The organism is Rhizobium sp. SYY.PMSO, from assembly GCF_046840415.1.
GTDB lineage: Bacteria > Pseudomonadota > Alphaproteobacteria > Rhizobiales > Rhizobiaceae > Rhizobium.
In genome coordinates this window covers 180,825-193,724 of the sequence record NZ_CP177351.1, presented here as the reverse complement: position 1 = coordinate 193,724, position 12,900 = coordinate 180,825, and the positions used below count along the sequence as shown (strand labels likewise).

The following is a 12,900-nucleotide window of genomic DNA, read 5'->3' as shown; positions in this document are numbered from 1 at the left end:
AATGCTCACGACGCGACGGCTTTCGAAGCCACGTCGCACAGGCGCGATACTCGTCATGAATCAACGATCGGATACACTGGTAGCGCCGGCAGGCACGGTGCCTTTTCTCAGCCTTTCGGGAATCGGCAAGACCTACCCTGGCGTCGTGGCGCTCGATAATTTCTCGATGGACGTCGCTCCCGGCGAGGTGATCGGCCTCGTCGGCGAAAACGGCGCTGGCAAATCGACACTGATGAAAATCCTCGGTGGCGTCGTCAAGCCGGATCGCGGAGCCATTCGTCTCGATGGGGCCGAGCAGGGCGCCTTCACGGTCGAAAGCAGCATCGCCTCGGGCATCGCCTTCGTCCATCAGGAGCTCAACCTGTTTGAAAATCTCGATGTCGCGGCAAATATATTTCTCGGCCGCGAGCCTCTGCGGGGCGGCGTCCTGAAGCTTGTGGACCGGAGCCGCCTGCGCGACATGGTCGCTCCTTTGCTCAAGCGCGTCGGCGCCAATTTTTCGCCCGATACGCCGGTGGCTTCGCTATCGCTCGCGCAGCAGCAGATGGTCGAAATCGCCAAGGCGCTCTCCATCAATGCCCGTCTCGTCATCCTCGACGAGCCGACATCGAGCCTGCCGCTGGCCGAGACGGAGAAACTGCTGGCCGTCATCTCGTCGCTGAAGGCGGATGGCATCAGCGTGATCTTCATTTCGCATCGCCTGCACGAAGTCGAACGCGTCGCCGACCGTGTCGTCGTTCTGCGCGACGGAACCCTGGTCGGCACATTGCCGAAGGATTCGATCGACCACGACCGCATGGTGAAACTGATGATCGGCCGCGCCCTGGCCGCGCGCTCGATAGAAGCCGCCCGGCCGCCGGGTGAGGTTGCGCTCAGGATTTCCGCAGTCCAGACCGCCGCCTACCCGATGCAGCCGGTCAACCTGGACATTCGCTACGGCGAAATCCTGGGCCTCGCCGGACTTGTCGGTTCGGGCCGCACCGAGCTTGCCCGCGTTCTCTTCGGGGTCGACCGGAGCTACGGCGGCACCATCGCGCTTGGCGGGCAGGATCTGCGGCTGCGTTCTGCCAGAGACGCCGTCGCCAACGGCATTTTCCTCGTGCCGGAAGACCGGAAACTCAACGGCATCCTGCTCGACATGCCGATATCGCAGAACATATCCCTGCCCAATCTTCCGGCCTATGCGCGCCGCTCCATGGTTTCGCCGGACCGCGAAAATGCAGTGGCCGAAAGCCAGCGCCGGCAGCTCGGCATCAAGGCGCCGTCGATCTCGACCCGCACCGGCACGCTGTCGGGCGGCAACCAGCAGAAGGTCGTGCTCGCCAAATGGCTGGCGATGCATCCGAAAGTGCTGATCTTCGACGAACCCACCCGCGGCATCGACATCGGCGCGAAGAGCGAAATCTATAACCTGATGCGCAAGCTCGCCGATGCCGGCGTGGCGATCCTGATGATCTCGAGCGACATGGAGGAGGTCATCGGCGTCTCCGACCGCATCGCGGTCATGCACGAGGGCCAGATCTCCGGCATTCTCGATAAGGATCAATTCAGTCAGGAAAACGTGCTTTTGCTGGCCGTCGGCAAGGCGCTACACTAAAGCGGTTCAGCTATCCACGGGATCTCTGAACCGTTCTATCTCCTTGTTTTAAGCACTTCCGGACGGAAAGCCGCTGCGTATTTCTCCTGGAATTGCTCTAACGGCTGCGGCCAATGGGAATGGAAATCGATGAGTAAGAAAGATCTGGGCCTGCTCCTGTTGATCATCGTCGTCGGCATCGTCGTCGCGATCATCAATCCGCGCTTCCTTTTGCCGATCAACCTCGCCAACACGTCGAACCTCATCGGCCTTTTCGGAATATTGTCGATCGGCCAGGCTTTCGTCATCATCACGGGCGGCATCGAACTCTCCGTCGGCTCGCTGGTCGCTCTGCTCGGCGTCCTGTTCATCGACTTCATTGCCGTCCAGAACATACCCTGGGCGGTAGCTCTCCCGCTCATCCTGATCCTCGGCGGCGTCCTGGGCGCGATCCACAGCTGGCTGATCACCAAGCTCAATCTTCAGCCTTTCGTCGTCACGCTCTGCGGCCTTTTGATCTATCGCGGCGCGGCGCGCTTCTACACGGCGGACGGTACGGCCGGCTTCGCCTTCGGCCAGAACTTTCCGACCCTGGAATTCCTGACGGCCGGCCGTTTCTACGGCGTGCCGAACACCTTCATCGCGCTCGTGATCATCGCTGCCGTCATGTGGATCGTCCTGCATCGCTCCGTCTACGGCCGCTATCTCTACGCCATCGGCAAGAACGAGGAGGCCGCCAAATATTCGGGCATCCGCACGAGAAAGATGGTGACGGTTTCCTACGTCATATGCGGTGTGCTGACGGCGCTTTCCGCGATCTACTTCGCCATGTACACGCGCTCCATTTCGCCGGCGAGCCATGGGCAATTCTACGAGCTTTACGCCATCGCCGCGGCTGTTCTCGGCGGCTTTTCGCTGCGTGGCGGCGAAGGGTCCCTCATCGGCGTGGTGCTCGGCACCATCCTCTTGCAGGAGCTTCAGAATCTGGTGAACCTCCTCGGCATCCCCTCCTCGCTCAACTTCGCCGTCATGGGCGGCGTGATTATGCTCGGCGTGCTGATCGACCAGCAGTGGAGCGCCATGCGCGCGCAGCGGCGCCTGGTCTCGGCTGCGCGCCAGGCGGAAACACGACAGCCGGCAAGCCAAGTGCAATCGTAGCGGCGACCCCGGATCGATTTGGCTGAAGCGGAGGCCGCAGAGTCGCGATGTCTGCTTGCAGCAACGCGGCTCCTGACGGCGAGCGCAGGCCGTATATCGCCCAAGAATCTCAGCCGGCCGGCGGCGTCGGCTCTCCCAGCGACAGCATCAGCCGGTTTGCCCAATTGAAGAAGGCTGCGCCATGGATGACATCGGCGATCTCCAGATCGTCCAGTCCTTCCGCGCGCAGCTTTTCGATTTCGTCCGTGCCGAATTGCGGCGGCGTCGCCGTCAGGGCCGCCGACGCCTCGACAACGGCATTCCACCGGCTGCCGAGATCGGCCTGGAGACCTTCGTCCAGCAGACGCTGCACGTCATCCGCCCGTTTGGAATGATGAGAGGCAAACCGCGAATGAACGGAGGCGCAGAAGATGCAGCCGTTCGCGCGCGAGGCGGCCGTGGCGGCAAGCTCGCGCTCGGCGCGGGGAAGACCGGCCGAGACGTTGTAGAAGATATCCTTGTCCGTCCTGGTGCGGGCCTGGAGAATATCGGGGTCGCGCGCCAGCAACATGAAGTAGGGCGATTTCGCGCGGGACGCATCCACAAGGCCGGCCCAGTGACGCTCGGTCAGATCCGCCTCGCCAAGCGGCTGCAGCCATGGGGTCCAACCGATTTCGGCCTGGGTAAAGGCATTCGGCCGGTTCTCGATTGCGGGATGAATGACGATTTCGGTCATATGGGAATTCCTCTTGATTCGACTAGGCCGAAGCCGCCTGCCCGGCATTCGCCGCGTTCTCTGCCAATGCCTTGAGGCCGGCGACAACGCGGATCTGAAACGCCAGAAACGCGACGATCTGCGATAGAGTCACGATGCCGGTCGCCGTCCAGCCGGCATCGAGCAATTTTTGCAACGCCGCGGCACTCGCCTCTCTCGGACGGAACACCAGAAGATGGCTGTGTTCGAGTGCTGTCGCCAGCTTCGGCCCGAGCGCATCCCGGTTCTCGCTCGTAACCTCGTAGACGAGTCCGGTCCGGTCCTCGCCGGAAAGCGGACCGGCGGGATAGTGCCCGTAGGGGCCGTTCGTGCGGCCGCGCTCGACTTCCACATCGACGGAGACGGCGAACGCCGCGCCGCCGGCCTGCTCCTTCAGCCTGGAGGCGTAGAAGCTGCCGGCCTCGTCCGCGCCGTGGAGCCCCGCAACGAAGACAGCGATGGCAAAGCGCTCCAGCAGCGTCACATCGCCCTGATGCGCGGGCTCAAAGAGCGCCTGATAGCTTTTCTGCGCATTGAGACGCGTCTCCGGCCTTTGCGCCCGCAGGCGATCCAGCAGGGATCCGGCGTGAATTCCCGCAAGGAGATCGATGGTATCCGTGGTCTGTGACGTCATGGTTGAGTCCTTCCCTTTAAATGCCGGTCTTCAGACCCGCGCGGCCCGGCGCGGTTCGTTCGCGGCGGAGCCTTGCCGCGCCCAGCCGAGTGCGGGCGCGACGTGCTTTGCGACAAGTTCCAGCGAGCGCAGGATGTATTCATGCGGCGGATCGACGGAATGCACCTGGAAGACCAGATCTGTGACCCGCGATAGCGCGGTATCGGCCCGCAGCGATGCAATGACGTCATCCGGCGTGCCGACATGAACGTCGAAAGCCCGGATCAGATCGGCCGTCGTTTCGCCCGAAAACGTAAAGCCGCTCGCCTTGAAGCGCTCGACGTTGCGCCTCAGGCCGATCTCGGCGAAGTGCAGGGCTTCCTTCCTGCTCTCCGAGACGAACAGGCTGCGCGAACCCAGAATTCGCGGCGGACGCCCGGCAGGCAAGGCCGCGAGATAGGTATCGATAATCGGATTCTGCAGGTCCCAGAGCTCGGCGTCCGGCGTTTCCGGCGGTCGCGGCTGCGTGCGCGACAGCATCAGCCCATCGCCATCGCCGCCGGCACGAATGCCGCCGCCGACGGAGAAAGTGGCCTGCCAGACGCGATCGCGCAGATGCGGCGCTTCGGGATAGAGGCGATTGCCGCCGGCAAGCTCGCCTCCGGCCCAGGCCTCGCGCACCAGGGCGAGGTGTCTGCCGTAAACCTGTCCGCGTTCGCCGCTTTCCAGGCCGAAAGGCAGGAACGATTGCGGGGTGCCGCCGGTGCCGAAACCGACTTCCAGCCGCCCGTCGAGCAGATGATCGAGCACGGCGGTGTCTTCGGCCACCCGCACCGCGTTTTCCATCGGCAGGGTGATGACGCCCGTGCCGAGGCGGATGCGGGAGGTTCGCGGCGCCAACGATGCAAGGAACACCAAAGGCGCGGGCAGGCCGCCCTCCTCGCCGCTGAAATGATGCTGTGCCACCCAGGCGCTGTCGAAGCCATGCTTCTCCGCGTGAACGATCTGTTCGGCGACAAGCCGGTAACGGGTCGCGGCGTCCGCCTGATCGAGGACGCGGCTGAAGAAGCCCAGTCTTTTCGGTGACGTACTCATGAAACTATCCTGCACTGAGGGGGAAATCGATTGATCGCGGAAACTTCTTGCCCGGAACGGCGTCGATCAGCTCACGCGTGTAGGGGCTCTGCGGATTGCTGAAGACATCGCCGATCGCGCCCGTCTCGACCAGCCGCCCGCCGTTGAGGACGGAGACCGTGTCTGCGATCTGCCGCACCACGGCAAGATCGTGGGAGACGAACAGATAGGTCAGCCCCAGCTCGCGCTGCAACTCGTCGAGAAGTTCGAGAATCTGGGCCTGCACCGTCACGTCTAGCGCCGAGACCGCTTCGTCCAGCACCAGGATCTGCGGGTCGAGCACCAGGGCGCGGGCAATCGCGACACGCTGGCGCTGCCCTCCCGAAAGCGCGTGCGGCCGCCGCTGAAATACCTCGGCCGGCAGCTTGACCCTGTCGAGGGTCGCGGCCACCTTTGCCAATCGCTCCCGGCGCGGCAGCCGCTCGAAATTCAGCAACGGCTCTTCCACGATGCTCGTGATCGTCTGACGTGGATCAAGCGATCCATAGGGATTTTGATAGACGAGCTGGATTTTCTTGCGAAAAAGCCGGAGCGTTTCGCCGCGCAGCGAAGACAGGTCCAGCCCGTCGATCACAACCTTTCCGGAAGTCGGCCGCTGGAAGGCCGAAACGATCCGTATGGTCGTCGTCTTGCCCGAACCAGATTCTCCGACGATCGCGTGCGTACTGCCGCGGCGCACGCGAAACGAGACATCGTCGACGGCCCTGAACCTATCCGCATCTCCGCCATGGCCGAAATCCTGAACCAGCCCTTCGACGACGATGATGTCATCGGTCGGCTGCGGCGCAGACGCGATCGGCCGAGGGGGAATGCGTTGCCGCTCGGCGTTGAGCGATGGCGCGTCGGCGAGCAAACGCCGCGTATAGGCGCTCTGCGGATGCCTCACGACGTCGGCGGTACGCCCCTGCTCCTGAATGCGGCCATGCTGCAGGACGATCAGCCGGTCCGATCGGTCGACGGCAATGCCGAGGTCATGCGTGACCAGCAGGACCGCCGTGCCGTATTCGCGCCTCAGATCGTCGATGAGGTCCAGAATGTGCCTCTGTACGGTCACGTCAAGCGCACTTGTCGGCTCGTCGGCAATGATGAGGGAAGGCTTCAAGGCCATGGCGATGGCGATCAGCACGCGCTGGCGCATGCCGCCGGAAAGCTCGTGCGGATATTGCTTCGCACGCAACTGAGGCTGGCTGAGACCGACACGCTCCAGAAGATCGATTGCCTGGACGCGCGCGGCCGCCCCCGACGCCCTACCATGGACGACGAGGATCTCGGCCACCTGATCGCCGATCGTCCTGACCGGGTTGAGGGAGTTGCCGGGGTCCTGCGGCACGAGGCTGACAACCGACCCGCGAATGCCATCCAGCCGTCTTTGCGGCCAGTCGCCGATCTCCTCGCCGTTCAGGCGGATGGCACCTTGCTGCAAAAGGCCGCCTTCCGGCAAAAGGCCGATCACCGCCTGAGCCGTCGAACTCTTGCCCGAGCCGGACTCGCCGACCAGAGCGACGACTTCGCCGGCATGAACCTGGAAATCGATATCGTGAACGACCGTGCGCAGACCGCTCCTGTCGCGATAGCCGATCCGCAGGCCCGCCACGTCGAGGATGGGAACGGCCTTGCTCTCGAGCGAGCCAATCAATGGAACCGTCATTTCCCGATCCTTCCGATAGCCCGGCTGATGCGATTGATGGAAATGACGACAAGGACCACGACGAGACCGGGAGCCGCCGTCAGCCACCATGCGGTTGCGATGTAATTGCGGCCCTCGGCGATCAGCAGCCCCCATTCCGGCGTCGGCGGCGGGGCGCCATAGCCGAGGAAGCCGAGGGTCGACAGCTGCAGGATGGCCCAGCCGGCCTGAAGGGCGGCAAAGGCGATCACCGAGGTCAGCGAATTGGGAAGAATATGACGCCACAGGACCTTGAGGAAGGTGCCGCCGCTGCCGAACGCGGCTTCGACATATTCGCTTCGCCGCACCGTCACGACCTCGGAACGCACCAGCCGGGCAAACTTGGCGATCAGCGTGCAGCCGACGGCGATTGCGGCATTGACCGTGCCGAAGCCGAGGAGAACGATGATGCTGAGCGACAGCAGCAGATCCGGAATGGACAACATGACGTCCACCAGCCTCATGATGACGGTCTCAAGCCTTCCGCCCAGTGAGCCGGCAAGAACGCCAAGCGTCGTGCCGACCAGAAGGGCGATGCCCACGGCGGCGAGCGCGCCGGACAACGAATGCACGGCTCCGTAAACGATGCGGGCATAGAGATCGCGACCGAGCGAATCCGTACCCAGCAGATGTGCCGTGCCCGGCGGGCGAAGATGCTGGCCCGGCAAGCCCTGAACCGGATCGCAGATCGTGAAGAGGCCGGGAAAGATCGCCCAAAGTACCGCCAGCGCGAGCACGAGGCACGCAAGGATGAGCCCGGGCTGGATGACCGGCCACCGCCGGCCGGATGGGACGGTTTTTCGAGAATTTCCCCGGAGCGTTGCCGACGACAGGCTGCCTTCAGGCTCGGACGGATCGAGGCTTGGATGATGTTGGACAGTTTCGATACTTGCCATCATGCGGCCCCCAATTTGGTCTTCAGACGGGGATCGAGCACCGGATAGAGCAGATCGACGACGAGATTGATGATGACGAAGGCGCCTGCGGCAATGACGACGATCGCCTGGAGAACGGCGACATCCTGACCGTCGACCGCCTGCTTGGTCAGGCCGCCGATGCCGTTGAGCCCGAAGACGGTTTCCGTGATGACGGCTCCGGCAACCAGCTCGCCGAACAAAAGCCCGGCGACGGTCAGGACCGGCAGCAGCGTGTTCTTGGCAACGTGCGCCCACAAGACCCTTGCATGGGAAAGCCCCTTGGCGCGGGCGACCGGCACGAAGGGCCTGGTCAGCACTTCGTCGATATTCTTCAGCAGGATTTGCGCCAGCGGCGCCGAGATCGGGACAGCCACGGTCAGGACAGGCAGGAAAAGACCTTCCCAAGGCCCGGGATTGATGACCGGCACGAGACGAAGCCGAAAGGAGAATATCTGGATGAACATGATGCCGAGCCAGAAGGTCGGCACAGAAACGAAAAGCGACGGAATCGACTGGATCAGGCCGCGCAGCCATGCAAAGCCCGATAGATTGGAGGCGATCGCGATGAGAACGGCAAGGCTCACTGCCACCGCGAAACCCAGCCCCGCAAGCAGCAGGGTCGGCGGCACGTTGGTCGCCAGCAGCGAGTTCACCGGAACCCCCGCCTGCAGGGAGTAGCCGAAATCGCCCGTCAGGAAATTCCAGGCGGAATGGAGATATTGCTGCAGGAAAGATCCGTTGGCGCCGTAAGCGGCCCTGATATCGGCAAGTTGCTCGGGGCTCAGCCCATAGTCGGGATTCTGGAACTTGATCAGCACCGCATCACCCGGCAGCGACTGCAGCAGCACGAAGGACACCGTGAATGCAGCCCACAGCACGAACAGGGCCTGCCCGATTCTGGATAATATGTATCTCGCCATACCGATCTTGCGCCTTCACATTCCGCGAGCCCGGCGCAACGACGGGCCCGCATCGTTCATCAATGCGCGGCAAGCCATGTGCCGTAGAAAGAGGGGCGGCCGACCGCCTCGAATGCAATCCCCTTCACGTAGGGTGCGCCCGCAAAGACCTGCGGCTCCTCGAAGAACGGGATGACATAGGCCTGATCCAGCAGATATTCCTGCGCGGCCTTGGCTGCGGCCAGGCGCTTGCCGCTGTCGGTTTCGGACGCAACGGTCTCGAGAATGCCGTTCAGCTTGTCGTCGGAGAAGACCGCCTTGGGATTGAGGCCGCCCTTCTGCAGCAGCGCATCCCGGTTTTTCGCATAGAACTGGCTCTTGATGACATCGGGATCGGCGCGGCCGACTTCGGCCACCACCAGCGGCGTCTTTGCCGGATCGACATTGTCGGTCACGAGATTTCCCGATGTGCCGGCCAGAACCTGCAGCTTCACGCCGATCTTGGCCCATTGCTGCGCGACGAGCTGCAGCACGGCCTTGTTCTGCGGCTGCGGCAGGGATTCGTAGACGGCGAGCGAAAGCGGCTTGCCGTCCTTCTGGCGAACGCCGTCCGTTCCCTTCTTCCAGCCCGCCTCGTCCAGCAGTTTCTCCGCCGCCGCCGGATCGTAGCTCAACTTCGAGGAAAGATCCGCATAGCCGGCCGCAGCCGACGAAATGATCGACTTTGCCTGCGGATAATTCGCCGAAAACAACGTATCGACGATTTCCTTGTTGTTCGTGGCATGCAGAAGCGCCTGGCGAACCTTGAGGTCGGCAACGAGCGGATTATCCGGCCGGAAGGCAACGCTGTCGTTCACCCCGCGCGTCGGCGCTGCATAGATCGCGAAGCTCTGATCGGCTACCTGCTTTTCGTCATAGGCTTGAAGCTGCCGGATGAAATCGGCCTGGCCGGAAAGCAATGCGCCGATACGCACGCTGTCCTCACCGGTGATGATGTATTTGATGCCGTCCAGATAGGCGCGGCCCTGATGTGCGAGCTTGACCGGACCCCAGTCGTAGTCCGGCCGCGCCTTCAGTTCGAGTTGCTTGCCGAGCGTCTCGCTCGCGACGACGAACGGGCCGGAACCGATGATCTTCGTCGCATCGCCGAGCTGGTCGAAAGGCAGGGCCAGCGTCTTCAGGGAGACGAGGCCGGAGCCGATGACGGAGGTTCCCTGCAGGAAACCGGGCGACGGCTTCCTGAAATAGAACTTCACGGTATAGGGATCGATCACCTCGCTGTGATCGTAATTGTTGATGACCTCCGAAACCGGCTGCTTCAGCTCCTTGTTGCCAAGGCCGAAGGTATCGTAGTTCCTGGCGACGGCACTGGCATCGAGCGGCGACCCGTCGGAAAAGGTCACGCCCTTGCGGATCTTGAAGGTGTATTCGGTGGCATTGTCATTGACCGTCCACGACTCGGCTATCCAAGGCTCGATCTGCAGGGTTTCCGGGTTCTGATAGGTCAGCTTGTCCGTTATCTGGTTCAGCACGCCGCCGTTCGGATAGAAGCCGCCTGCGGGCGGATAGAGGTTCGTATGAGCCTGCTGCTCCAGATAGATGAGCGTGCCGCCCTGAACGGGTTTGCCTTCGTCAGCCGAAAACGCGGCTGACGAGACAAGCGACAGGAAGCCGGCAGTCAGAACAAATGCCTTCAAATTTGCTGCGATCGTCATTGAAATCCCTCGGATACCGAACGTTCCGGAAGGGTATCGAAGCGACTGGAGCATTCCAATATACTCTATGGAATTAGTCTTCTATTTTTCGCGAAACTATTGAAACGACATCCGCCAAGTCTGCCATTATCGGCAACTTGGTGTCTGATCGGCAAAGGTGGCCGCGGTTGTCATCCCGGACCATGCGGCAGCGCGGAACGGCAGCCGATCAGGTCATCCATTTGCGGTGTTCGATAAAGCGTTCGGCCAGCAGGTCGATGAACAATCGCACCTTGGTCGGCAAATGACTGCGGTTCGGATAGATCGCGCTGATCGTAAACTCCACCGCCCGATAATCGGGCATGGCGCGCACGAGACGTCCGGCGGCGACATCGTCGAAGACGATGAAACTCGGCGCCAGGAAAATGCCCTGCCCGCTCTCCAGGAGAAACCGCAACGTCTCGGCGCTGTTGGAAACGACATTGCCGGAAATCTTGACGCCTTTCTGATTGCCGTCGGCATCTTCGAAACGCCATTCGTCGCCATAGGGATAGTAAGCATATTGCAGGCAATTATGCGCCGCGAGATCCGCCGGAACCGTCGGCATGGGATGGGTGTCGCGATACTCGGGCGAGCAGACCAGCATGTGACGCCAGGGTGTAAGCTTGCGCGCGACAAGCGTCGAATCCTGTGCCGGCAGTGTGCGGATCATCAGGTCGTAGCCCTCCTCGATCATGTCGATCGATCGTTCTCCGACGTTGAAGTCGAGCGCGATCGCAGGATACTGCGTCATGAATTCGTTGATGACGGGAAGCAGGAAACGAACGATGGCGCCGCTCGTGTAGATCTTCAGCGTGCCGCGCGGCATGGTGCTGAGCGCGCCCGCCGCGCGATCGGCCTCCTCGAGATCAGCAAGGATTTGCGAGGAACGCTCGTAATAGTACTTGCCCGTTTCCGTCAGGCTGACACGGCGCGTCGTGCGGTTCAGAAGCCGCACGCCGAGACGGTCCTCCAGGGATTGCACATGGTTGCCTACCATGGTGACGGACATGTTGAGCCGGCGAGCGGCCGCGGAAAAACCGCCGCATTCCACCACCCGGCCAAAGACTGTGAGGCTGGTCAGCCGATCCATATCGCCCTCGGATTATCCACTGTGAGTTGATGATGCTTCCAGATTTGAGGAGATTATCAGAAGGACCGTTCCGACGCATCTTCACCGCATCAAAAATGCCCCCTCGTGAAGGGGTAGCGATACGAGAGGAAACGGACGATGGTCGAACTACCCCGCAACGAGGCGTTCAGAAACGCAAGCCATGCCGATGCCGCTCCGGCTGGCGAGATTGCGAAATCCCCCGCCGCCGATGCGCCGAAGGCACCGGCTGCCGTCACCGCTCCCGGGGCGGGCCGAAAGCTCGTCAAGCGCGGTGTCCTCATTGCCGCCCTGCTGGCCTGCGTCGCCCTCGGCGCCGATTTCGGCTATCACTACTGGACGGTCGGACGCTTCATCGAATCGACGGACGACGCCTATGTGAAGGCCGATTACACCGCGCCCGCTCCCAAGGTCGCCGGCTACATCAAGGATGTGCTGGTCAACGACAACGACACGGTCAAGGCCGGCCAGGTGCTCGCCCGCATCGACGACCGTGACTTCCAGGCCGCCCTCTCGCAGGCGAAGGCGGACCTCAAGGCCGCCGACGCGGCGATCGCCAACATCGACGCGCAGATCATGCTGCAGCAATCATTGATCGGACAGGCCAAGGCGACGGTCGCAGCCTCGCAGGCCTCGCTCGACTTTGCCCGGTCCGATGCCGCCCGTCAGGCCCGGTTGATCAGCAATGGTGCCGGCACCCAATCGCGCGCCGACGAGACGCAATCGGCCAGCAAGCAGGCGGCGGCCGCCGTCGAGCGCGATCAGGCCGCGCTGGTCGCCGCTCAGAACAAGGTGCCGGTGCTGCAGACCCAGCGCGATCAGGCGGCTGCCCAGCGCGACCGCGCCGCCGCCGCGGTCCAGCAGGCGGAGCTCAATCTGTCCTACACGAATATCGTCGCCGCGGTCGACGGCACGGTCGGCGCCCGCTCGATCCGCGTCGGGCAATACGTGACCGCAGGCACGCAGCTGATGGCGATCGTTCCCCTGCATTCGGTCTACGTCGTCGCGAACTTCAAGGAAACGCAGCTGACCTATGTGCGCCCCGGCCAGTCTGTCGAGATCAAGGTCGACAGCTTTCCGGACGTTGCCATCAAGGGCCATGTCGACAGCGTCTCGCCGGCAAGCGGGCTGGAATTCTCGCTGCTCCCGCCCGATAACGCGACCGGCAATTTCACCAAGATCGTCCAGCGCATCCCGGTCAAGATCGTCATCGATGACGAGCATCTGGCGGGGCTGCTGCGCTCCGGCATGTCGGTCGAGCCTGAAATCGATACCAAGGCCGTTCAAACTTCGGCAGCCAACGCCGAAGCATCGTCCGGCCACGCCGGCTGATCCCGGCCTTCTTCGTCGAACGTCGCGA

Annotated in this window: 11 protein-coding genes; 3 read left to right on the top strand and 8 right to left on the bottom strand. The window is 62.7% G+C overall.

The features are described 5' to 3' along the window. The first annotated feature begins 55 nt into the window (after positions 1 to 55). Positions 56 to 1,597: a sugar ABC transporter ATP-binding protein gene (locus ACJJVH_RS27685; protein WP_113422246.1), complete on the top strand. Its 1,542-nt coding sequence runs from the start codon at positions 56 to 58 to the stop codon at positions 1,595 to 1,597. A gap of 129 nt (positions 1,598 to 1,726) precedes the next feature. Further along, positions 1,727 to 2,734 (top strand): ABC transporter permease, encoded by a 1,008-nt coding sequence (locus ACJJVH_RS27680; RefSeq protein WP_412066704.1) that lies wholly within the window; start codon positions 1,727 to 1,729, stop codon positions 2,732 to 2,734. 109 nt (positions 2,735 to 2,843) lie between these two features. Here ACJJVH_RS27680 and ACJJVH_RS27675 read toward each other — a convergent pair whose 3' ends face one another. From ACJJVH_RS27675 to ACJJVH_RS27640, 8 genes are all read right to left on the bottom strand, one after another. Next, positions 2,844 to 3,449, bottom strand: a complete 606-nt coding sequence (locus ACJJVH_RS27675; protein ID WP_412066703.1) for an alkylhydroperoxidase domain protein — start codon at positions 3,447 to 3,449, stop codon at positions 2,844 to 2,846. A gap of 22 nt (positions 3,450 to 3,471) precedes the next feature. Continuing rightward, positions 3,472 to 4,101 carry a CMD domain protein gene (locus tag ACJJVH_RS27670; protein WP_412066702.1) on the bottom strand — a complete coding sequence of 210 codons (630 nt, stop codon included), beginning with the start codon at positions 4,099 to 4,101 and terminating at the stop codon, positions 3,472 to 3,474. Between the two features lie 30 nt (positions 4,102 to 4,131). Beyond that, complete coding sequence (locus ACJJVH_RS27665; protein WP_412066701.1) at positions 4,132 to 5,175, bottom strand: putative FMN-dependent luciferase-like monooxygenase; 1,044 nt, start codon at positions 5,173 to 5,175, stop codon at positions 4,132 to 4,134. Positions 5,176 to 5,179: 4 nt separating this feature from the next. Beyond that, entirely contained in the window at positions 5,180 to 6,862 is a 1,683-nt protein-coding gene (locus ACJJVH_RS27660; RefSeq protein ID WP_412066700.1) for a dipeptide ABC transporter ATP-binding protein, read from the bottom strand. Beyond that, positions 6,859 to 7,779: an ABC transporter permease gene (locus ACJJVH_RS27655; protein ID WP_412066699.1), complete on the bottom strand. Its 921-nt coding sequence runs from the start codon at positions 7,777 to 7,779 to the stop codon at positions 6,859 to 6,861. The genes ACJJVH_RS27660 and ACJJVH_RS27655 overlap by 4 nt, the downstream gene beginning before the upstream one ends. After that, the gene (locus ACJJVH_RS27650; protein ID WP_412066698.1) at positions 7,776 to 8,717 is read right to left on the bottom strand and encodes an ABC transporter permease; all 942 of its coding nucleotides are present in this window, start codon (positions 8,715 to 8,717) and stop codon (positions 7,776 to 7,778) included. The genes ACJJVH_RS27655 and ACJJVH_RS27650 overlap by 4 nt, the downstream gene beginning before the upstream one ends. Before the next feature lie 59 nt (positions 8,718 to 8,776). Next, positions 8,777 to 10,411, bottom strand: coding sequence for a TIGR04028 family ABC transporter substrate-binding protein (locus ACJJVH_RS27645; RefSeq protein WP_113405308.1), 1,635 nt, complete (start codon positions 10,409 to 10,411; stop codon positions 8,777 to 8,779). Between the two features lie 208 nt (positions 10,412 to 10,619). Next, positions 10,620 to 11,522 (bottom strand): LysR family transcriptional regulator, encoded by a 903-nt coding sequence (locus tag ACJJVH_RS27640; RefSeq protein ID WP_113405307.1) that lies wholly within the window; start codon positions 11,520 to 11,522, stop codon positions 10,620 to 10,622. Between the two features lie 138 nt (positions 11,523 to 11,660). On the opposite strand from ACJJVH_RS27640, the gene ACJJVH_RS27635 reads away from it, so the two are divergent. Continuing rightward, entirely contained in the window at positions 11,661 to 12,872 is a 1,212-nt protein-coding gene (locus ACJJVH_RS27635) for an HlyD family secretion protein (RefSeq protein ID WP_113422254.1), read from the top strand. Positions 12,873 to 12,900 lie beyond the last annotated feature (28 nt).